General features: G+C 71.7%; 21 protein-coding genes and 1 pseudogene. 10 read left to right on the forward strand and 12 right to left on the reverse strand.

Annotated features, from left to right (window positions below; genetic code table 11):
• Positions 1-278 precede the first annotated feature (278 nt).
• Both V5F67_RS21420 and V5F67_RS21425 read left to right on the forward strand, forming a co-directional pair.
• The gene (locus V5F67_RS21420; protein WP_394018067.1) at positions 279-866 is read left to right on the forward strand and encodes a CarD family transcriptional regulator; all 588 of its coding nucleotides are present in this window, start codon (positions 279-281) and stop codon (positions 864-866) included.
• A 158-nt stretch (positions 867-1024) separates the two neighbouring features.
• On the forward strand, positions 1025-1255 hold the full coding sequence (locus V5F67_RS21425) for a hypothetical protein (RefSeq protein ID WP_394018069.1): 231 nt from the start codon (positions 1025-1027) through the stop codon (positions 1253-1255).
• Between the two features lie 138 nt (positions 1256-1393).
• Here the strand turns inward: V5F67_RS21425 and V5F67_RS21430 are convergent, their stop codons facing one another.
• From V5F67_RS21430 to phnF, 3 genes are all read right to left on the reverse strand, one after another.
• A complete protein-coding gene (locus V5F67_RS21430; protein WP_394018071.1) occupies positions 1394-2245 on the reverse strand; it encodes a glutaminyl-peptide cyclotransferase in 852 nt (283 codons plus the stop codon).
• 49 nt (positions 2246-2294) lie between these two features.
• Positions 2295-3923 (reverse strand): gamma-glutamyltransferase family protein, encoded by a 1629-nt coding sequence (locus V5F67_RS21435; protein ID WP_394018073.1) that lies wholly within the window; start codon positions 3921-3923, stop codon positions 2295-2297.
• Positions 3924-4008: 85 nt separating this feature from the next.
• Entirely contained in the window at positions 4009-4791 is a 783-nt protein-coding gene (gene phnF, locus V5F67_RS21440) for a phosphonate metabolism transcriptional regulator PhnF (protein WP_394018075.1), read from the reverse strand.
• 104 nt (positions 4792-4895) lie between these two features.
• On the opposite strand from phnF, the gene phnG reads away from it, so the two are divergent.
• The 8 genes and pseudogenes from phnG to phnN all read left to right on the forward strand — a co-directional run bounded on the left by phnG (position 4896) and on the right by phnN (position 11527).
• Positions 4896-5369, forward strand: coding sequence for a phosphonate C-P lyase system protein PhnG (gene phnG / locus V5F67_RS21445; protein ID WP_394018077.1), 474 nt, complete (start codon positions 4896-4898; stop codon positions 5367-5369).
• Positions 5369-5971, forward strand: coding sequence for a phosphonate C-P lyase system protein PhnH (phnH, locus tag V5F67_RS21450; protein ID WP_394018079.1), 603 nt, complete (start codon positions 5369-5371; stop codon positions 5969-5971). The genes phnG and phnH overlap by 1 nt, the downstream gene beginning before the upstream one ends.
• Positions 5971-7203: a carbon-phosphorus lyase complex subunit gene (locus V5F67_RS21455; RefSeq protein ID WP_394018080.1), complete on the forward strand. Its 1233-nt coding sequence runs from the start codon at positions 5971-5973 to the stop codon at positions 7201-7203. The genes phnH and V5F67_RS21455 overlap by 1 nt, the downstream gene beginning before the upstream one ends.
• Positions 7200-8066 (forward strand): annotated as a pseudogene (locus V5F67_RS21460) (alpha-D-ribose 1-methylphosphonate 5-phosphate C-P-lyase PhnJ); the annotation flags it as partial. The gene V5F67_RS21455 and the pseudogene V5F67_RS21460, both read left to right, overlap by 4 nt.
• Before the next feature lie 206 nt (positions 8067-8272).
• The gene (gene phnK, locus V5F67_RS21465; protein WP_394018082.1) at positions 8273-9052 is read left to right on the forward strand and encodes a phosphonate C-P lyase system protein PhnK; all 780 of its coding nucleotides are present in this window, start codon (positions 8273-8275) and stop codon (positions 9050-9052) included.
• The gene (gene phnL / locus V5F67_RS21470; RefSeq protein WP_394018084.1) at positions 9049-9786 is read left to right on the forward strand and encodes a phosphonate C-P lyase system protein PhnL; all 738 of its coding nucleotides are present in this window, start codon (positions 9049-9051) and stop codon (positions 9784-9786) included. Before phnK ends, phnL begins: the two co-directional genes overlap by 4 nt.
• Complete coding sequence (locus V5F67_RS21475; RefSeq protein WP_394018086.1) at positions 9783-10922, forward strand: alpha-D-ribose 1-methylphosphonate 5-triphosphate diphosphatase; 1140 nt, start codon at positions 9783-9785, stop codon at positions 10920-10922. Before phnL ends, V5F67_RS21475 begins: the two co-directional genes overlap by 4 nt.
• On the forward strand, positions 10919-11527 hold the full coding sequence (gene phnN / locus V5F67_RS21480; protein WP_394018088.1) for a phosphonate metabolism protein/1,5-bisphosphokinase (PRPP-forming) PhnN: 609 nt from the start codon (positions 10919-10921) through the stop codon (positions 11525-11527). Before V5F67_RS21475 ends, phnN begins: the two co-directional genes overlap by 4 nt.
• Here phnN and sciP read toward each other — a convergent pair.
• The 9 genes from sciP to dnaJ all read right to left on the reverse strand — a co-directional run bounded on the left by sciP (position 11515) and on the right by dnaJ (position 17740).
• Positions 11515-11790 (reverse strand): CtrA inhibitor SciP, encoded by a 276-nt coding sequence (sciP, locus tag V5F67_RS21485; RefSeq protein WP_121622632.1) that lies wholly within the window; start codon positions 11788-11790, stop codon positions 11515-11517. The genes phnN and sciP overlap by 13 nt on opposite strands.
• Positions 11791-12028: 238 nt before the next feature.
• Positions 12029-12253: a hypothetical protein gene (locus V5F67_RS21490; RefSeq protein ID WP_394018090.1), complete on the reverse strand. Its 225-nt coding sequence runs from the start codon at positions 12251-12253 to the stop codon at positions 12029-12031.
• 44 nt (positions 12254-12297) lie between these two features.
• Positions 12298-12921, reverse strand: coding sequence for a 2,3-bisphosphoglycerate-dependent phosphoglycerate mutase (locus V5F67_RS21495; RefSeq protein WP_394018092.1), 624 nt, complete (start codon positions 12919-12921; stop codon positions 12298-12300).
• Positions 12922-12935: 14 nt separating this feature from the next.
• Positions 12936-13748 carry a 4-hydroxy-tetrahydrodipicolinate reductase gene (gene dapB, locus V5F67_RS21500; RefSeq protein WP_394018094.1) on the reverse strand — a complete coding sequence of 271 codons (813 nt, stop codon included), beginning with the start codon at positions 13746-13748 and terminating at the stop codon, positions 12936-12938.
• A gap of 41 nt (positions 13749-13789) precedes the next feature.
• On the reverse strand, positions 13790-14458 hold the full coding sequence (locus tag V5F67_RS21505; protein ID WP_394018096.1) for a DUF1330 domain-containing protein: 669 nt from the start codon (positions 14456-14458) through the stop codon (positions 13790-13792).
• The gene (pyrF, locus tag V5F67_RS21510) at positions 14455-15159 is read right to left on the reverse strand and encodes an orotidine-5'-phosphate decarboxylase (RefSeq protein WP_394018098.1); all 705 of its coding nucleotides are present in this window, start codon (positions 15157-15159) and stop codon (positions 14455-14457) included. Before pyrF ends, V5F67_RS21505 begins: the two co-directional genes overlap by 4 nt.
• A complete protein-coding gene (locus V5F67_RS21515) occupies positions 15156-15737 on the reverse strand; it encodes a histidine phosphatase family protein (protein WP_394018100.1) in 582 nt (193 codons plus the stop codon). Before V5F67_RS21515 ends, pyrF begins: the two co-directional genes overlap by 4 nt.
• Before the next feature lie 49 nt (positions 15738-15786).
• Complete coding sequence (locus V5F67_RS21520) at positions 15787-16404, reverse strand: class I SAM-dependent methyltransferase (RefSeq protein WP_394018102.1); 618 nt, start codon at positions 16402-16404, stop codon at positions 15787-15789.
• Between the two features lie 190 nt (positions 16405-16594).
• Entirely contained in the window at positions 16595-17740 is a 1146-nt protein-coding gene (dnaJ, locus tag V5F67_RS21525; protein ID WP_394018104.1) for a molecular chaperone DnaJ, read from the reverse strand.
• Between the last annotated feature and the right edge of the window lie 149 nt (positions 17741-17889).

Raw genomic sequence — 17889 nt, forward strand, 5'->3', positions numbered from 1 at the left:
ACAGTCGATTGCTTCCACCTCAGCCGCATCGTGCCCGCCAGTGGCGCATTCTCGGGAACACAGGGGCGAGAATTTGCGTGCCCGCCGGTAATACCGGCTCGGCATGACGGCTTTCCGTCGCCATCGACTGGATCATGGGATCGACGGGCGTTCCGGCCGCGATCCTAGTCCGCAGCGCAAGGCGCGCCTCGCCCCGGTAACCGGACCGGGCGAACGCCGCGCCAACAGGTTCGGCCCTGGGCTTCATATCTCTGGGCCGGATCAGGAGTGCACAGAGCATGTCGACGAAGAAGAGCGCGCAGGCCCGTCTCGGGTTCAAGACGGGCGAGCATATCGTTTACCCGTCGCACGGCGTGGGCCGCATCATGGCCATCGAGGAACAGGAAGTCGCCGGGTTCAAGCTCGAGCTTTTCGTGATCTCGTTTGAAAAGGACAAGATGACGCTGCGGGTACCCCTGTCCAAGATCGCCAACGTCGGCATGCGTAAGCTCTCCGAGACCAACATCGTCGAGAAGTCGCTGGAGACCCTGCAGGGCCGCGCCCGCATCAAGCGCACCATGTGGAGCCGCCGCGCGCAGGAATACGAAGCAAAGATCAATTCCGGCGATCTCGTTGCCATCTCCGAGGTGGTTCGCGACCTCTACCGCTCCGACGCCCAGCCCGAGCAGTCCTACTCCGAGCGCCAGCTCTATGAAGCCGCGCTCGACCGGATGGCGCGCGAGCTGTCGGCGGTGCAGAACATCACCGAGACCGAGGCGGTGAAGCTGATCGAGCAGAACCTGCTCAAGGGCCCGCGCCGCGGTCCCGCCAAGGCGGCCGAGGAGGCCGACCTCGACGGCGACATGGAAGCGGAAGAGGCGGCCTGAGCGGCCCCTTCTCCAGAGCGCCCCCCCTGTCAAGGCCCGGCCCCAGCGCCGGGCCTTTGCTTTTTGCGACGCCGCGCCGGTCCTGTCGGAGCCGCCCCGCCGGAACCTTCCCGCAGCCTGGACGTTAAGCGGGCGGGGCTGGTTGGAGGAACCAGGTCATGACCAATCGCGATCAGGATCAACGCCACCAGCAGACGCCCGGCCAGAAGCCGCAGAATCCGGGCCGGAGCGACCAGCACAAGAGCGACCAGCAGCAGTCGCAGATGCCGGGCCAGAACCAGAAGGGCGGTCAGCACGGCGGCCAGCACGGCAACCCGCAGCACAGCGGCCAGCAGCAGGGCGGCCAGCAGGGTCAGCACGGCGAGCGCCGCGACGAGCGGCAGCGCTGAACCGGATCGACGCGGCACGGCGGCGGAACGATCCGCTGATCCCCGCGCCGGCCGCTGACATGGCCGGATGACTTCGATCCCACCTTTGTTGCGGGGCGCTCCCGGTTCCGGCCGGGAGCGCCCCTTGCCATCGAGGGGTCATTGTCCCCGCGGCACCAAGGCGATCTCCCACACATGGGGCCAGCACTTGCCGGTGACCAGCAGGTTGCCGCTCGCCTCGTCGAAGGCGATGCCGTTCAGGACATAGGGATATTTCAGCGACCTGGGGTCCGGGTTGAGGCCGCTGAGATCGATCCATCCGGCCAGCTTGCCGGCGGTGGGATCGATGACGGCGATGTAGGGCGTCTGCCAGACATTGGCGTAGAGCCGGCCGCGCGCGAATTCCAGTTCGTTGAGGAAGCCCACCGGCGCCACGGCGTCGGACACGAAGAAGCGGTGCAGCCGCTTGAAGGTCTTCGGGTCCCGGTACTCGATCATGGACGAGCCGTTGCTCATGATCAGGTGGGCGCCGTCATGGGTCAGACCCCAGCCCTGGGTGCCGTAGTCGAGCTGGTCGACCTTGCGGAACGTCGCCTGGTCGTAGACGAAGGCCCGGTTGTCCAGATAGGTGAGCTGGTAGACGCGCCCGTCGAGCACGGTGACGCCCTCGCCGAAATAGTTGGGATCGAGGTCGAGCCGGCGCAGGACGCGCCCGCTCTCGAGGTCCCATTCCAGCAGGCGCGAGCGGCCGTAGAGGCCGGTGCCCTCGAAGATCGATCCGCCGACCCTCACCAGCCCCTCGGTATAGGAAGAAGGATCGTGCGGGTGGACCTTCACCACCCGATAGCCGAACACCGGGACGGCGTTCTGGTTCAGCACCCGGTCGGGCGTCATCTGCACCGCCCCGGCGGTGGGCGTCGCCGGCTGTGCGGAGGCGGAGCGGGGCCTCAGGCCCGCCGCCCCGAGCAGCAGGCCGGCGGCACCGGCCACGAGAGTTCGACGTCGGATCACGGCCATGCTCCCTGTCGCCCGCCCGTCCAGGCCGGCGTTTCCCGGCGAGCTACACCCCCGCCGCGCCGCCGTCGGCGCGCGGGTCGTGCGCGCCTTCCAGGTGGCCGTCGGTGTGGATGACCACCGCGCCCGCATGGCCCATGGTGTCCGAGAACGGCTCGCCCAGCACCTCCAGATCGTGGCCGGCGCGCGCCAGCGCGTCCACCACCTCGGGGTCGAACCGGCTCTCCAGCCGCAGGTTGGTGACCGTGCTCCCCCAAGTGCGCCCGAGCAGCCAGCGCGGCCGGGCGATGGCCTCGCCCAGCGGCACGCCGAACAGGGCATGGCGCGAGAATACCGCGGCTTGGGTCTGCGGCTGGCCTTCGCCGCCCATGGTGCCGTAGGCCATCACCCGGCCATCGCCCCGCACGGCGAGCGCCGGGTTCAGCGTGTGGAACGGCCGGCGCCCCGGCTTCAAGGGGTTGAGCGCCTTGGGATCGAGCGAGAAGCTGGCGCCGCGGTTCTGCATCAGCACGCCGGTCGCCGGCAGGACGCAGCCCGAGCCGAACTCGAAGAAGATGGACTGGATGTAGGATACCGCGAGCCCGCTCTTGTCGGCGGCGCCGAGCCAGATGGTGTCGCCCTTCTTCGCCGGCCGCGGCCAGGGCAGCGCCCGGCGCGCATCGATGGCGGCGGCCTCTTGGTCGAGCCGCGCGTCGGCGAGGATGGCGGCGAGGTCCTCCGGCACATGGTCGAAGTCGCACACCACCCTGTCGCGGATCATGAAGGCGCGCTTGGTGCTCTCGATCAGGCCGTGCAGGTGCTCGAAGCCCTCCGCCCGCTTCACCCCAAGCCGGGAGAACAACGCCAGGATCAAAAGCGAGGCGAGGCCCTGGGTGGGCGGCGGCGCGTTGTAGACCGTGGCGGCGTCCACCTTCACCTTCAGCGGCGCCCGCTCGACGGCGGCAAAAGCGGCAAGGTCGGAGCGCCGGAGCGGGCTGCCGATGCGCTCCAGGTCCGCCGCCAGCTCGCGCGAGACGTCGCCCTCGTAGAAGTCGCGCAGCCCGGCGCGGCCGAGATGGTCCAGCGTGTCGGCGAGCCGCGCCTGGCGCTGGATCGTCCCCGCCTCCGGCACCTTGCCGCCCGGCAGGAAGGCGTCCGCGAAGCCCGGCACGTTCTCCAGCTCCGCCTTCTTCTCGGCCGAAAGGCGCGCCTGCGATGCCGACACCGGAACGCCCTCGCGGGCATGGTGGACCGCCCGCTCCAGCAGGCGCGGCAGGCTCATGCGACCGCCATGGGCGCGGGCAATGGCCCCGGCGGCGGCCCAGCCGGAGACCGCGCCGGGCACGGTCAGCGCGGCGAGCGGCCCGCGCGTCGGCAACGCGTCATAGCCGAGATCTCGGTAATGGGAGATGGTGGCGCCGCCGGCGGCGAAGCCGCAGGCCTCGATGTAGCGCGCCTTGCCGGACGGCTCGCGCACCAGCCAGAAGCCGTCGCCGCCCAGATGGTTCATGTGGGGGTAGACCACGGCGATGGCGGCGGCCGCGGCAAGCGCCGCCTCGACGGCGTTGCCGCCCTCGGCCAGCACGTCACGGCCCGCCTCAGCCGCCAGATGGTGGGGCGCGGCGACGATGCCGGTGGACGCGTGCACGCTCTCGTTCACGTCGTCATAGGTCCGTCCGTCCGCCGTCTCCGCCATGATGTCCTCCGCGCTGAGGCCGTGCGCGACGACGCCAGCCCGCTTGCGATGTAGCCCGCGCGCGGGGAGGAGGCAAAGTCCGCGCTCAGGGCTTGAGGATCAGCTGCACCCGGTCGGCGGCGAAGGAGGAGCGGCCGAACTGGAGCGGTGCGCCGCTCAGCTCGGTGTCGAGCCGCTCCAGCACCATCACCGCGCGGCCGGGCGGCAGGCTCAGCAGATCGCTTTCCTGCGGCGTCGCCGGGCGGGCGGTGACGCGCGTCTCCCGCCGCCGGTAGTCGGCGATGCCGAGGGTGGCGAGCGCGCGGGTGAGCGAGCCGGTGGCGGCATAGACCAGGTCGAGGTCGCGGCAGCGCCCGTGCGGGAACCAGGACGAGCCCACCGACATGGGCACCCCGTCCGCCTCGTGGGCGCTCTCGATGCGCAGCACCGGCGTGCCCTCGGCGAGCCCCAGCTCGCGCGCCACCTCCGCATCCGCCGGCTCCACGGCCGAGCCCAGGAAACGGCCGAACGGCTCTCGCCCGCCCGCCGCGACGATCTCCGAGAAGCGCGTGCGCGGGCCGATCGGATAGCGCAGCGGCGGCTCCTTGACGAACGTGCCGCGCCCGGCGGTCGCCTCGATCAGGCCGCGCTCGGTGAGATAAGCGAGCGCCCGGCGCAAGGTGTGGCGGTTGACCCCGAAGGTGGCGGCAAGCTCGGTCTCCACCGGCAGCCGCGCCCCGGCGGCGCGCTCGCCGGTGGCGATCTCCTGCTCGATGCGCTCGGCGATCTGGCGCCACAGCGTGATGCCGCTGCCCCTTTCCACGCCGGCCGCCTCCTCCGTCACAGGAGCGTGACCTTCGGCGTGCAGGCTGCGCGGCGTCTCCGACATCGATGGCTCCCCAGACGGCCTTGTACATTTGTATAGAACACTATACAAATCATGTACACCTTTTGCGACGCTTCCCGCGCCGCCGCCGTCAGGGCCGCCGCCTCATGAACGCCATGCCGGACCACGCCTCCCCGCCCGATGCCGCCCGGCGCCGCAAGGCCGTGATGGGCCTTCTTGCCCGTGCCCGGCGCGCGGAGCTCGATGCCGCGCTGGCACGCCTCGCGCCAGTGCCGGCGGTGGAGGACCTGCGCACGCCGGAGATCGGTCTCGTCATGGTGCGCGGGCGTATCGGCGGCGACGGCGCGCCGTTCAATCTCGGAGAGGCCACGGCCACCCGCGCGGCGGTGCGTCTGGAGGGTGGCGCCACCGGCTTCGGCTACCGGCTCGGCCGGGCGCCGGAGGAGACCCGCGCCGCCGCCATCCTCGACGCGCTGTGGCACGACACCGCCCGTCGCGACGCGGTGGAGGCTGCGCTGGCGCCGCTCGCCGGGCGCCTGGCGCTGGAAGCGGCCGAGCGCGGGGCGCGCACCGCCGCCACCAAGGTGGACTTCTTCACGCTGGCGCGGGGGGAGGACTGATGTCCGCCGCCGCCCTTCTCGCGCCCGGCTTTTCCGACCCTGTGCACCAGACCCAGCGCGCCTTCCGCGCGCTCATGGCGGCCATGGCCGAGCCGGGACGCGTCTTCGCTTTTTCCGCTCCGCTCGCCCCGCCCGCGCCGCTCACGCCCGAGCTGGCGGCGCTCGCTCTGACGCTGGCGGATTTCGAGACCCCGCTGTTCCTCGACCCGCCGCTGGCGGCGAGCGATGACGTGCGCGGCTTCCTCGCCTTCCACACCGGCGCGCCGATCGCCGCCGACCCCGCGGCCGCCAGCTTCGCCCTGCTGCGCGACGGCGCGAACCTGCCCAACCTCGCCGCCTTCGCCCAAGGCGAGCCGGACTATCCCGACCGGTCGGCGACGCTGATCGTCGCGATGGACGAGTTGAAGGAAGGCCCGCTGCAGCTGGAAGGCCCCGGCATCCCCGGCCGGCGCCACTTCGGCGCGTCGCCCCTGCCGGCGGACTTTTCCGCGCGCCTTGCCGCCAACGGGTGCCTTTTCCCGCTGGGCGTCGACATCGTGCTCACGGCGCCGGGACGGATCGCGGCGCTGCCGCGCTCTGTGCGGCTCGTGGAGGGCGGCTGATGTATGTGGCGGCAAAGGGCGGGGAGAAGGCCATCCGCGCCGCGCACGCGCTGCTCGACGACCGGCGGCGCGGCGATCCGGCCGTGCCCGAGATCGGGCTCGACCAGATTTCCGAGCAGCTCGCGCTTGCGGTGGACCGGGTGATGGCGGAAGGCTCGCTCTATGACCGCGAGCTGGCGGCCCTGGCCCTGAAGCAGGCACGCGGCGACCTGATCGAGGCGGTGTTCCTTGCCCGCGCCTTCCGCGCGACCCTGCCCCGCTTCGGCGCCAGCGTGCCGGTGAACACCGGCGCCATGGCGGCGGAGCGGCGCGTCTCCGCCACCTTCAAGGACGTGCCGGGCGGCCAGGTGCTCGGCCCCACTTTCGACTACACCCACCGCCTGCTGGATCCGCGGCTCATGACGCGCGCCGGCGACGCAGCGCCGCCGCACGAGGCGCCCCCTCCCACTCAGGACGCGCCCCCTCCCTTCTTGTGGGGGAGGAATGGGGAGGGGGGTCAAGCCGCCGCTGCCCCAACGGCCATGGGTGGGACACCCCCCACCCTGCCCTCCCCCACAAGGGGGGAGGGTTTCCCGGACCGAGCGTCCACCCCCATGCCGCGCGTCACCGACCTCATCGCCGCCGACGGCCTCATCGAGCCCGCGCCCGCCGACGACGGCACGCCACCCGCCGACCTCACCCGCGCGCCGCTCGCCTTTCCCGCCGACCGGGCCCTGCGCCTGCAGGCGCTGGCACGGGGCGACGAGGGCTTCCTGCTGTCGCTCGCTTACTCCAGCCAGCGCGGCTATGGACGCACCCACCCCTTCGTCGGTGAGATCCGCTTCGGCGCGGTGGAGGTGTCGATGTTCGCGGAGGAGCTGGGCTTCGAGGTGCCGCTCGGCGACATCGCCCTCACCGAGTGCCAGAGCGTGAACCAGTTCAAAGGCTCGCCGACCACGCCGCCGCAGTTCACCCGCGGCTACGGCCTCGCCTTCGGCCAGAGCGAGCGCAGGGCCATCGCCATGGCGCTCATGGACCGCGCGCTGCGCGCCGGAGAGCTGGGCGAGGAGCGCCGCGCCCCGGCGCAGGACGAGGAGTTCGTGCTCGCCCACGCCGACAACGTGCAGGCGACCGGCTTCCTGGAGCACCTGAAGCTGCCGCACTACGTGGACTTCCAGGCCGAGCTGGAGCTGATCCGCCGCATGCGCGCCGAGCATGCGGCCGCCGCGCCAGCCGGGGAGGACGAGCCATGAGCCTGCCGGCCTTCTCCTACAACTTCGCCTACCTCGACGAGCAGACCAAGCGCATGATCCGGCGGGCGATCCTCAAGGCGATCGCCATTCCCGGCTATCAGGTGCCGTTCGCCAGCCGCGAGATGCCCATGCCCTATGGCTGGGGCACCGGCGGGGTGCAGGTGACGGCCGCCATCCTCGGCGCCGACGACGTGCTGAAGGTGATCGACCAGGGCGCCGACGACACCACCAACGCGGTCTCCATCCGCGCCTTCTTCGCCGCCACGGCGGGCGTCGCCACCACCACGCGCACCCGCGAGGCGAGCGTGATCCAGACCCGCCATCGCCTGCCCGAGACGCCGCTCCGGGAGGGTCAGGTGGTGGTCTACCAGGTGCCGATCCCCGAGCCGCTGCGCTTCCTGGAGCCGCGCGAGCGCGAGACCCGGCGCATGCACGCGCTCGCCGACTACGGGCTGATGCACGTGAAGCTCTACGAGGACATCGCCCGCCACGGCCACATCGCCACCACCTATGCCTATCCGGTGGAGGTGGCGGGCCGCTACGTGATGGACCCCTCGCCGATCCCGAAGTTCGACAACCCGAAGATGGACCGCTCCCCGGCGCTGCAGCTGTTCGGCGCCGGGCGCGAGCAGCGCATCTACGCCATCCCGCCGCACACGGCGGTGCGCTCGCTGGATTTCGAGGACCACCCGTTCCAGGTGCAGCGCTTCTCCTCGCCCTGCGCGCTGTGCGGGGCGACCGGCGCCTATCTCGACGAGGTGATCCTCGACGACGCCGGCAGGCGCATGTTCGTGTGCTCCGACACCGACCACTGCGCGAGCCGTCGCGAGGCCGGGCATGTGGGCGAACTGGGCGCTCCCGCCACCCTGAGCGACGCACCCCCTCCCACCTTGCAGGGGAGGGTTGGGGTGGGGGGTGAGGCCGCCGCCGATCCCGTCGCCGCGCCAACCGCTGAGGCCCCACCCCCCACCCTGCCCTCCCCCGCAAGGGGGGAGGGTGGCCCGGTGGCGAGCGTCGCGGCTGAGGGAGAGGCAAGCCGGCGCGGCAGGGCCACCGGATGGGACGCGCCATGACCGCCGACGAACCCCTTCTCGTCGCCGAGGGGCTCGGCCGCGACTATGGCGCCCGCATCGGCTGCCGGGGCGTCGACCTCGCGCTGCACGAGGGCGAGGTGCTGGCCATCGTCGGCGAATCCGGCTCCGGCAAGTCGACGCTGCTCGGCCTGCTCTCCGGCGCGCACGCGCCGAGCGCGGGGCGCGTGCTCTATCGCCGCCGCCACGGCGTGCTCGCCGACCTTGCGCTGATGCCCGAGGCGGAGCGGCGCCTCCTCATGCGCACCGATTTCGGCTTCGTGCGCCAGCGCGCCGAGGACGGGCTGCGCATGGCGGTCTCCGCGGGCGGAAACGTGGGCGAGCGGCTGATGGCCACCGGCTGGCGCAACTACGGCGCCATCCGCGCCGAGGCGGCGGACTTCCTCGCCCGCGTGGAGATCGATCCCGCCCGCATGGACGAGGACCCCCGCTCCTTCTCCGGCGGCATGCGCCAGCGGCTCCAGATCGCCCGCAGCCTCGTCAGCCGGCCCCGCCTCGTCTTCATGGACGAGCCCACCTCCGGCCTCGATGTCTCGGTGCAGGCGCGCCTGCTCGACCTCATCCGCGCGCTGGTGGAGGAGATGGGGCTGGCGGTGGCGATCGTCACCCACGACCTCGCGGTGGCGCGCCTGCTGGCCCACCGCATCATCGTCATGCGCCACGGACGGGTGATCGAGGAGGGGCTGGCCGACCAGGTGCTGGACGACCCGCAGGCGCCCTACACCCAGCTCCTCGTATCCTCGGTGCTGACGCCATGACCGCCCGCGCCGAACCGGCACACCCGCCCCTGCTGGCGGTGGAAGACCTCGCCAAGACCTTCACCCTGCACCTGAAGGGCGGCGCCCGGCTGCCGGCGGTCGCCGGCCTCTCCTTCATGGTGGGCGCCGGCGAGTGCGTGGCGCTCGGCGGGCCGTCGGGGGCGGGCAAGAGCTCGGTGCTGAAGATGATCTACGGCGCCTACCGGATCGCGAACGGCTCGGTGCGCATCGCCGACGGCGCCGGCTTCGCCGAGATGGCGGGCGCCGCGCCGCGCCTGGTGCTGCGCCTGAGGCACGAGCGCATGGCCCATGTGAGCCAGTTCCTGCGCGTGATCCCGCGCGTGTCGGCGCTCGACATCGTCGCCGCGCCGCTGCGCGCGGCCGGGACGGACGACCGCGAGGCCAAGGCGCGCGCCGGCGCCATGCTGGCGCGCCTCAATCTGCCGGAGCGCCTGTGGGGCCTGCCGCCCGCCACCTTCTCCGGCGGCGAGCAGCAGCGGGTGAACGTGGCGCGCGGCTTCCTCGGCGCCCAGAAGCTGCTGCTGCTCGACGAGCCCACCGCCTCCCTCGACGCCGAGAACCGCGCCGTGGTGGTGGAGCTTATCCGCGAACGCCGACGGGAGGGCTGCGCCATCCTCGGCATCTTCCACGACGCCGAGACGCGCGCCGCGGTCGCCGACCGCACGGTCCACATGGCCGCAGCGCCTGCTCCAGACCAGACGGGGACGACATGACGCAACAGGTGCTCGCCAACGCCCGCCTCGTGCTCGCGAACGAGGTGGTCCACGGCCACGTCGCCATCGAGCACGGGCGCATCGTCGCCGTCGGCACGGGCGCCGTTCCCTCGGGCGCGCAGGACCTGGAGGGCGACTTCCTCCTGCCCGGCCTCGTCGAATTGCACACCGACCACGTCGAAGGCCACCTCTCGCCCCGCCCCAAGGTGCGCTGGAACCCGCTCGCCGCCGCCATGGCCCATGACGCGCAGATCGCCGCCTCCGGCATCACCACGGTGTTCGACAGCCTGCGCATCTGGCCGGACAGGGGCGTCTCCAGCCTCGACGGCGACCTGCCGCGGGTGGTGGCGGCGCTCGGCGAGGCGCGCGCGGCCGGGGTGCTGCGCGCCGACCATCTGATCCACCTGCGCTGCGAGGTGCCGACGCAGACCGTGGTGGACGACGCCGCCGCCGTCATGAAGATCGCGCCCGTCGGCCTGATCTCGCTCATGGACCACACGCCGGGCCAGCGGCAGTTCGCCTCGGTGGAGCAGTTCGCCAGCTACTACATGCAGAAGGGCGGCATCAGCCCGCAGGAGATGGACGAGATCATCGCCCACCGCCTCGCCTTCCAGGAGCGCTATGCGAGCGCCAACCGCCAGGGGCTCGTCGCGCTCGCCCATGCCCATGGCTGCGTGCTGGCGAGCCACGACGACGCCACCGCCGACCATGTGGCGCAGGCGGTCGACGAGGGCGTGGCGCTGGCCGAGTTCCCCACCACCCATGAGGCGGCGAAGCTCTCCCACGCCGCCGGCGTGCGCGTGCTGATGGGCGCGCCCAACCTGGTGCGCGGCGGCTCCCACACCGGCAACGTCGCCGCCGAGGCGCTGGCGCGCGAGGGCATGCTCGACATCCTCTCGTCGGACTACGTGCCCTCCAGCCTGCTGTGGGCCGCCTTCGAGCTGCCGCGTCGGGTGGCATCCATCGCCTTGCCCGAGGCGGTGCGCATGGTGAGCCGCACCCCGGCGCGCGCCACCGGCCTCGACGACCGCGGCGAGATCGCCGCGGGCCAGCGCGCCGACCTCGTCCGCGTGCGGCTCGTCGGCGACATGCCGGTGGCGCGCGAGGTCCGCCGCGAGGGGATCAGGGTGGCATGAGCATGCCAGGAACGGACCGAACCGAAGCAAGCGGGCCGCCGATCGGTCCCGGCACGCTGGTGCTGGTGGTCGGCCCCTCGGGGGCCGGCAAGGACACGCTGATCGACGTGGCGCGCTCGCGCCTGTCAGGCGAGCGGCGGGTGCTGTTCGCGCGCCGCCTGGTCACCCGCCCGCCGGGCGAGGGCGAGGCCCATGGCAGGCTTGACGAGGCGGAGTTCGAGGCCGGCCGCGCGGCGGGGTGCTTCCCGCTCTCCTGGCGCGCCCACGGGCTCGGCTATGCGCTGGGGCCGGAGGTGGCAGCGATGATCCGCGACGGCGGCGTGGTGGTGGCCAACGGCTCGCGCGCCAGCCTGCCGCTGGCGCGGGAACGCTTCGCGCGGGTGCGGGTGGTGCTGGTCACAGCCCCTGCCGAGGTGCGGGCGGCGCGGCTGGCCCGGCGCGGGCGCGAAAGCGCGGCGCAGATCGCCGAGCGCCTCGCCCATGCGCCGGACGCCGAGGTGGCGCCGGACCTGGTGATCGAGAATGTGGGATCGCCCGAGGCCGGGGGCGAGGTGCTCCGCGCCTTCATCGCCGCGGCGCTGGAGCGCGTCGCCTACTGCCGGTAGTGCTGGATGCGCGTGGTGCGCAGGCCCGGAAGGCCGTGACGGTCGATGGAAGCCTGCCAGGAAAGGAATTCATCCACGGTGAGCGTGTAGCGCTTGCACGCTTCCTCCAGGGAAAGCAAGCCGCCGCGCACGGCCGCCACCACTTCCGCCTTGCGACGGATGACCCAGCGTCGCGTATCCGGCGGCGGCAGATCCGCAATGGTCAGCGGTCCCCCGTCCGGCCCGATCACGTATTTAACTCTGGCCCGATAGGCATCGGTCATCGGTACGCCACCTGTTACTCGTTCCCAACCCGGAATGAGCGTGACAGCAGCGCATGAAAATTTTCTAAAGGGCGGAGAGAAAAGAGTTTTTACTTCTCTTAATGGGCGATGAACATTTGGTTGTCGAAGCGTAAACAGAACGCATAGCAAGCGTATTTCCAAATGAAGACATCCGCCGCCCAAGATATCGGTCCGCAGTTCCTGAGACGAGGCGTCGGGACGGCCGGCTTCGCCCGCGCTACTTCGCCGGCGGCGTGGCGGCGTCGGCCCGCGGGACGAGAGAGACGATGACCGTCCCGCCGCTGATGCGCGCCCGCGCCTCGAGGCTGCCGTCGATAGCGGCGATGTCTGCGAAGGCGCCTGATATCCCGCCTCCCGACCGCAGCACCTTGTGCTCCCCCGGATGCGGCGCCCCGCCGTCCGGCGCCGCCGCGGGCGCGCCGTCATGACGCACCGTCGCCACCAGTTCCGAACTGCCGGAGAGCCAGACCGCGCCCTTTACCCGCCTCAGGCGATCAGGTCGCGGTGCTCGATCACCGTGGAATCGGCGGCGAGGCGGTAGAGGATCGGCGCGCCGGTGGCGAGCTCGCGCTTCATGATGCCCTCGGGCGACAGGCGCTCCAGAACCATCACCAGCGCCCGCAGCGAGTTGCCGTGGGCCGCCACCAGGGTCTTCTCGCCGCGCAGCACGCAGGGCAGGATCTCCTGGATGTAGAAGGGCAGCGTGCGCGCCACCGTGTCGCGCAGGCTCTCGCCGCCAGGGGGCGGCACGTCGTAGGAGCGGCGCCAGACATGCACCTGCTCCTCGCCCCACTTGGCGCGGGCATCGTCCTTGTTGAGGCCGGAGAGGTCGCCGTAGTCACGCTCGTTCAGCGCCTGGTCGCGGATGGTCTTCAGTCTGTCGAGGCCCATCTCGCCCAGCACCAGCTGACAGGTGTTCTGCGCGCGGGTGAGCGCCGAGGTGAAGGCGACGTCGAACGCCAGGCCCTCGGCCTTCAGCAGCGCGCCGGCGCGCTTCGCCTCGGCGACCCCCTGCTCGGTGAGGCCGGGGTCACGCCAGCCGGTGAACAGGTTCTTGAGGTTCCACTCGCTCTGCCCGTGACGGACGAGGACGAGGACGCGGTCGGACATCTTTTTCTTGCTCCTCAGAAATCGGCGAGGCCGAGCACGTCGGCCATGGAATAGAGGCCTGGCGGACGGCCCTTGACCCAGCGCGCCGCGGCGAGCGCGCCGCGGGCGAAGATCTGGCGGTCCTCCGCCTTGTGGGCGAGCTCGATGCGCTCGTAGGGGCCGGCGAAGATCACCACATGCTCGCCCACCACCGAGCCGCCGCGCAGGCTTGCGAAGCCGATATTGCCGGCCTTGCGGGCGCCGGTGACGCCGTCGCGGCCGCGATCGGAACAGTCGTCCAGATCGCGGCCGCGGCCCTCGGCCGCCGCCTCGCCGAGCAGCAGCGCGGTGCCGGAGGGCGCGTCGACCTTCTTGTTGTGGTGCATCTCGACGATCTCGATGTCGAAGCTCTCGTCCAGGGTCTGCGCCACCCGCCGGGTCAGGGCCGCGAGCAGGTTCACGCCGAGGCTCATATTGCCGGACTTGACGATGGCGATGGCGCCCGCCGCCTCGCGAAGCGCCGCAACGTCCTCGGACGAGAAGCCGGTGGTGCCGATCACCAGCGGAGTGCCGGCGGCAGCGAGGCGCCGGGCGAGCCCGGCCGAGGCCGCCGGGGTGGAGAAGTCCACCACCACGTCGGCTGAGGGCAGGTCCCCATCGACGCTCGTCACCTTCACGCCGGTGGCCCGGCCGCCGGCCATGAGGCCGGCATCCTCGCCCAGATGGCTGCTGCCGGCATATTCCAGCGCCCCGGCCAAGGCGAGGCCGGGCGTGTCGAGGATGGCCGAGATCAGGGCGCGGCCCATGCGGCCGCCGGCCCCCGAGATGACGATGCGCAGATCGGACAAGGACTGGTGCTCCGGGTTTTGCGGGACGGGCGCGCCGTCCGTCAGGCGGAGAAGGTCTCGCGGCCGGTGAAGCCGGAGATGATGACGAAGTCCGCCTCCGCGGCCTCCTTGCGGATGGCGAGGGCGCGCTGATAGCCGAGCGAGAAGTAGCAGGCGCGCGCCGTCTCCACGTCGGTGAAGGCCAGCACCACGTAGCGCTGGCGGCCCTTGCCCTCCAGCAGCGCGTTGCGCCCGCCCCGCACCACGAACCAGGCGCCGTACGCGGCGAACGGCTCGGCCACCGCCGCCGCATAGTCCTTGTAGCGCTCCGGATCGCTCACATCGATCCGCACCATCCAGTAGCCGAGCGGGCGGCCGGCCACAGGCTTCGGCGGCGCGGGCGAAGGCTGCGGCCCGTCGAACCCCTCCACCGCAGCCAGGTCGCAGATGGCGGTCGAACCGCGCAGCTTGGCGATCGGCGCGTATTCGGGCGAGGAATGGGCGGCGACCGCCGCCTCGAAGGAGGGGAACTCCACCAGCACGTTGCGGTGGCGCTTGATGCCCTCCATCTGCTCGAAGTCGCCGCCGCGCACGAGGAACGGAGTGTGGTGGCGCTGCGCGTAATCGAGGTTCGCGTCGCGATAGGTGATGAAATCGACCGGGTTGACCACGTCGAGGTTCAAGAACCAGTAGCCCTTCGCCATCCCTTCGCCCCCCTTCTTGCCGCTCAAGCGCCGGCCAGCTCCGCAACGATCTCCCGCGCCGCCGCCAACGGGTCGGCTGCCGCCGTCACTGGCCGGCCCACCACGATCATGTCCGCGCCCGCGCGCCGCGCATCGGCGGGCGTGGCGATGCGCTTCTGGTCGCCCACGTCGGCGCCCGCCGGGCGCACGCCGGGCGTGACCACCAGGCCCGCCGGACCGACGATCGCGCGCACCATGGCCGCGTCCGTGGGCGCGCAGATGACGCCGGCGACGCCGGCCTCGCGCGCGCTCGCCGCGCGCCGGCGCACCATCTCCTCCACCCCGGCGGCATAGCCGGCGGCGGCGAGGTCGGCATCGTCATAGGAGGTGAGGACGGTGACGCCCAGCACCTTCAGCGCGCTGCCCTGCGCGCCCTTGGCCGCCGCCTTCAGGGTCTGCGGATAGGCATGGACCGTGAGCAGGCTGACGCCGCGCTCGGCGGCGGCGGCGGTGGCCTTCTCGACCGTGTTGCCGATATCGTGCAGCTTGAGGTCCAGGAACACCTTCTTGCCGGACTTGATGAGCTCGGACGCGAAGTCGAGGCCGCCGGCGATGGTGAGCTCGAGGCCGATCTTGTAGAAGGCCACGTCGTCGCCCAGCTGCCAGACCAGGGCCTCGGCGGCGGCGACATTGGGGAAGTCCAGCGCCACGATCAGGCGGTCGCGGGGAGAGATTTCAGCGTCGCTCACGGGCTCAGCCCCTCCTCCATGGTACGCCAGCCGCGGGGCGGCGCGCCGGCATCGGCCGCGTACCAGCCGCCGCCGCCCACGGGCGGCTGATCGTGGACCCGGGAAATGGGGTAGCCCGCCAGGTGGCACAGAAGCAAGGTCCCCACCCCGCCATGACCGACGAACAGGGTCGGCACGCCCGGCGCCGCGGCGAGCGCCGCCTGAACCGCGCCGACGATGCGCGCCTGCGCGTCCGCTGCCGTCTCCCAGCCGCGCACGCTCACCTCCGGATTGGCGAAGAAGGCGTCCGCCACCGCCTGGAACTCGGGCTCGGGCAGATAGCCGGTGGCGGAACGGTCGTTCTCGTGCATGCCGCCGCGCACCTCGACCACGATACCGAGCGCGCCGGCGAGGATCTGCGCCGCCTCCTTGGCCTTGACCTCGGTGGAGGCGACGACGCGCCGGAAGGCCGCGAGCCCCGGCTGGGCGGCGAAGGCGCGGGTGCGCGCCGCGCCGATCTCGGAGAGGCCCCATTCGGGCACCGGCACCGCCGGATCGACCCGGACCTGGGGATGGGTGAGATAGACAAAGCGCGTCACGGCCGGCACCCCGCCGCGCGGGCGAGAGGATGGGGCCGCGCGCTCGCCCTCACGGGCGGTGATAGGCCCACACGCGGGCGGGCGGCAGGTTGCGCCACACGCGCGGGGAGACCTCGCCCTCGATCTTGCCCGGCAGCAGCGGCACCGGCGAGACCACCGCATAGGTGAACTGCACGAACGGCGCGCCGGGCTGGCAGAGGTCGAACGCCTCGTTGACCATGCGATGGCGCTCGGGCTGCGGCATGGTGAACAGCGGCAGCGAGGAGATGGTCCCCACCGCCGGTCCCGGCAGCTTGCCGGCCAGCGTCCTGCCGAGCGCGTAGGCATCGCCCTGGATCACCGTGACGCCGGGATAGCGCAGGCGCAGCAGGGCGCAGAAATCGGGGTTGTACTCGATGAGATAGAGCCGCTCGGGCGCGAACCCGCGCTCCAGCAGCGCCTTCGTCACCGGCCCGGTGCCCGGGCCGAGCTCGATCACCGGACCATCGTGGGACGGGTCGAGATAGCGCGCCATCATCTTCGCCAGCGCCGGTCCGGAGGGCGAGACCGCGCCGGTCTTGAGCGGGTTCTGGAACCACGACTGGAGGAAGCGGACCTCGTCCTTCAGCGGCGGCTTCCCGAGCGTCAGCTTGCGGCTCGCCCTGCGCTGGTCGTGAGAATGAAGCATGGATACCTCGGCGCCCCCGGGGGGATGGCAGGCGATTAGACGGGAAACCAGTGGGGGTCAAGCTGGGCTGGCGGCCGAAGCACATCTCCCTCGCCCCACCGGCAAAGGCGTCGTAACGGAATAGCCGCTCCCGGACATGTCCCCGACCGCCTCCCCGAGGCTGTCGCTGGGGCAGGGCAAACGATGCGCCTCAGGCGCCCTCGCCGGGCGCGCCCTGGAAGAACTCCTTCACCTTCGAGAAGAAGCCGGCGGATTCCGGATGGGTCTCGCCGGAGCTCTCCTTGTCGAACTCGGCGAGCAGTTCCTTCTGGCGCTTGGTGAGCTTCTGCGGCGTCTCCACCACCACCTGGACATACATGTCGCCGTGGGAGCGCGTGCGCAGGATCGGCATGCCCTTGCCGGAGAGGCGGAAACGCTTCTGCGACTGGGTGCCCTCGGGGATCTTCACCTTGGTCTTGTCGCCGTCGATGGTGGGCACCTCCACCTGGCCGCCCAGCGCCGCCGTGACCATGGAGATGGGCACGCGGCAATAGAGGTCGGCCCCCTCGCGCTGGAAGAAGGCGTGCGGCTCGATGGACAGGAAGATGTAGAGGTCGCCGGCCGCGCCGCCGCGCACGCCGGCCTCGCCCTCGCCGCCGAGGCGGATGCGGGTGCCGTCCTCGACGCCTGCCGGGATCTGCACCGACAGGGTGCGCTCGCGCGTCACCCGGCCGGCGCCGCCGCAGGCGCCGCAGGGGTCCTCGATCACGCTGCCGCGGCCCTGACAGGTGGGGCAGGTGCGCTCCAGGGTGAAGAAGCCCTGGGCGTGGCGGATCTTGCCCGCGCCGCCGCAGGTGCGGCAGGCCTTGGGCTGGGTGCCGGGCTTGGCGCCGGAGCCCGAGCAGGCCTCGCAGGTGACGGAGGTGGGTATCTTGATCTGCGCGGTCTTGCCGGAGAACGCCTCTTCGAGCGTGATCTCCATGTTGTAGCGCAGGTCCGCGCCGCGCCCGCGCCCGCCACCGGCGGCGCCGCCGCGCCCGCGGCCCATGCCGCCGCCGAACAGATCGTCGAAGATGTCGGCGAAGGTGGACGCCATGTCGCCGAAGCCGGAAGGGCCTCCCCCGCCGCCATTCTCGAACGCGGCATGGCCGAAGCGATCGTAGGCGGCGCGCTTCTGCGGGTCCTTCAGGACCTCGTAGGCCTCGTTGACCTCCTTGAAGCGGATCTCAGCCTCGGCATCCCCCTGGTTGCGGTCGGGATGCCACTTCATGGCCAGCTTGCGGTAGGAGGTCTTCAGCACCGTCTCATCGGCGCCGCGGTCGCAGCCCAGGGTTTCGTAATAATCGCGCTTCGCCATCTTGCGTCTTCACCCGCCGCCGGTCCCGCGAAAGGGAGCGTCCTTTCAGGTTTAAGCCGTCATGCTCCGGCTCGACCGGAGCATCCATCCGCCACGCCAGGGAAATGGGCCCTCCGGTCAAGCCGGAGGGCGACTGCGGGAATCGGGCC

It is taken from the genome of Xanthobacter pseudotagetidis, from assembly GCF_043194795.2.
Lineage (GTDB): Bacteria > Pseudomonadota > Alphaproteobacteria > Rhizobiales > Xanthobacteraceae > Xanthobacter > Xanthobacter tagetidis_A.

Coding starts and splice junctions, on each gene's coding strand:
- V5F67_RS21420 (WP_394018067.1), top strand. CDS start 279: ATGTCGACGAAGAAGAGCGCGCAGGCCCGTCTCGGGTTCAAGACGGGC.
- V5F67_RS21425 (WP_394018069.1), top strand. CDS start 1,025: ATGACCAATCGCGATCAGGATCAACGCCACCAGCAGACGCCCGGCCAG.
- V5F67_RS21435 (WP_394018073.1), bottom strand. CDS start 3,923: ATGGCGGAGACGGCGGACGGACGGACCTATGACGACGTGAACGAGAGC.
- phnF (WP_394018075.1), bottom strand. CDS start 4,791: ATGTCGGAGACGCCGCGCAGCCTGCACGCCGAAGGTCACGCTCCTGTG.
- phnG (WP_394018077.1), top strand. CDS start 4,896: ATGAACGCCATGCCGGACCACGCCTCCCCGCCCGATGCCGCCCGGCGC.
- phnH (WP_394018079.1), top strand. CDS start 5,369: ATGTCCGCCGCCGCCCTTCTCGCGCCCGGCTTTTCCGACCCTGTGCAC.
- V5F67_RS21455 (WP_394018080.1), top strand. CDS start 5,971: ATGTATGTGGCGGCAAAGGGCGGGGAGAAGGCCATCCGCGCCGCGCAC.
- phnK (WP_394018082.1), top strand. CDS start 8,273: ATGACCGCCGACGAACCCCTTCTCGTCGCCGAGGGGCTCGGCCGCGAC.
- phnL (WP_394018084.1), top strand. CDS start 9,049: ATGACCGCCCGCGCCGAACCGGCACACCCGCCCCTGCTGGCGGTGGAA.
- V5F67_RS21475 (WP_394018086.1), top strand. CDS start 9,783: ATGACGCAACAGGTGCTCGCCAACGCCCGCCTCGTGCTCGCGAACGAG.
- phnN (WP_394018088.1), top strand. CDS start 10,919: ATGAGCATGCCAGGAACGGACCGAACCGAAGCAAGCGGGCCGCCGATC.
- sciP (WP_121622632.1), bottom strand. CDS start 11,790: ATGACCGATGCCTATCGGGCCAGAGTTAAATACGTGATCGGGCCGGAC.
- V5F67_RS21495 (WP_394018092.1), bottom strand. CDS start 12,921: ATGTCCGACCGCGTCCTCGTCCTCGTCCGTCACGGGCAGAGCGAGTGG.
- V5F67_RS21520 (WP_394018102.1), bottom strand. CDS start 16,404: ATGCTTCATTCTCACGACCAGCGCAGGGCGAGCCGCAAGCTGACGCTC.
- dnaJ (WP_394018104.1), bottom strand. CDS start 17,740: ATGGCGAAGCGCGATTATTACGAAACCCTGGGCTGCGACCGCGGCGCC.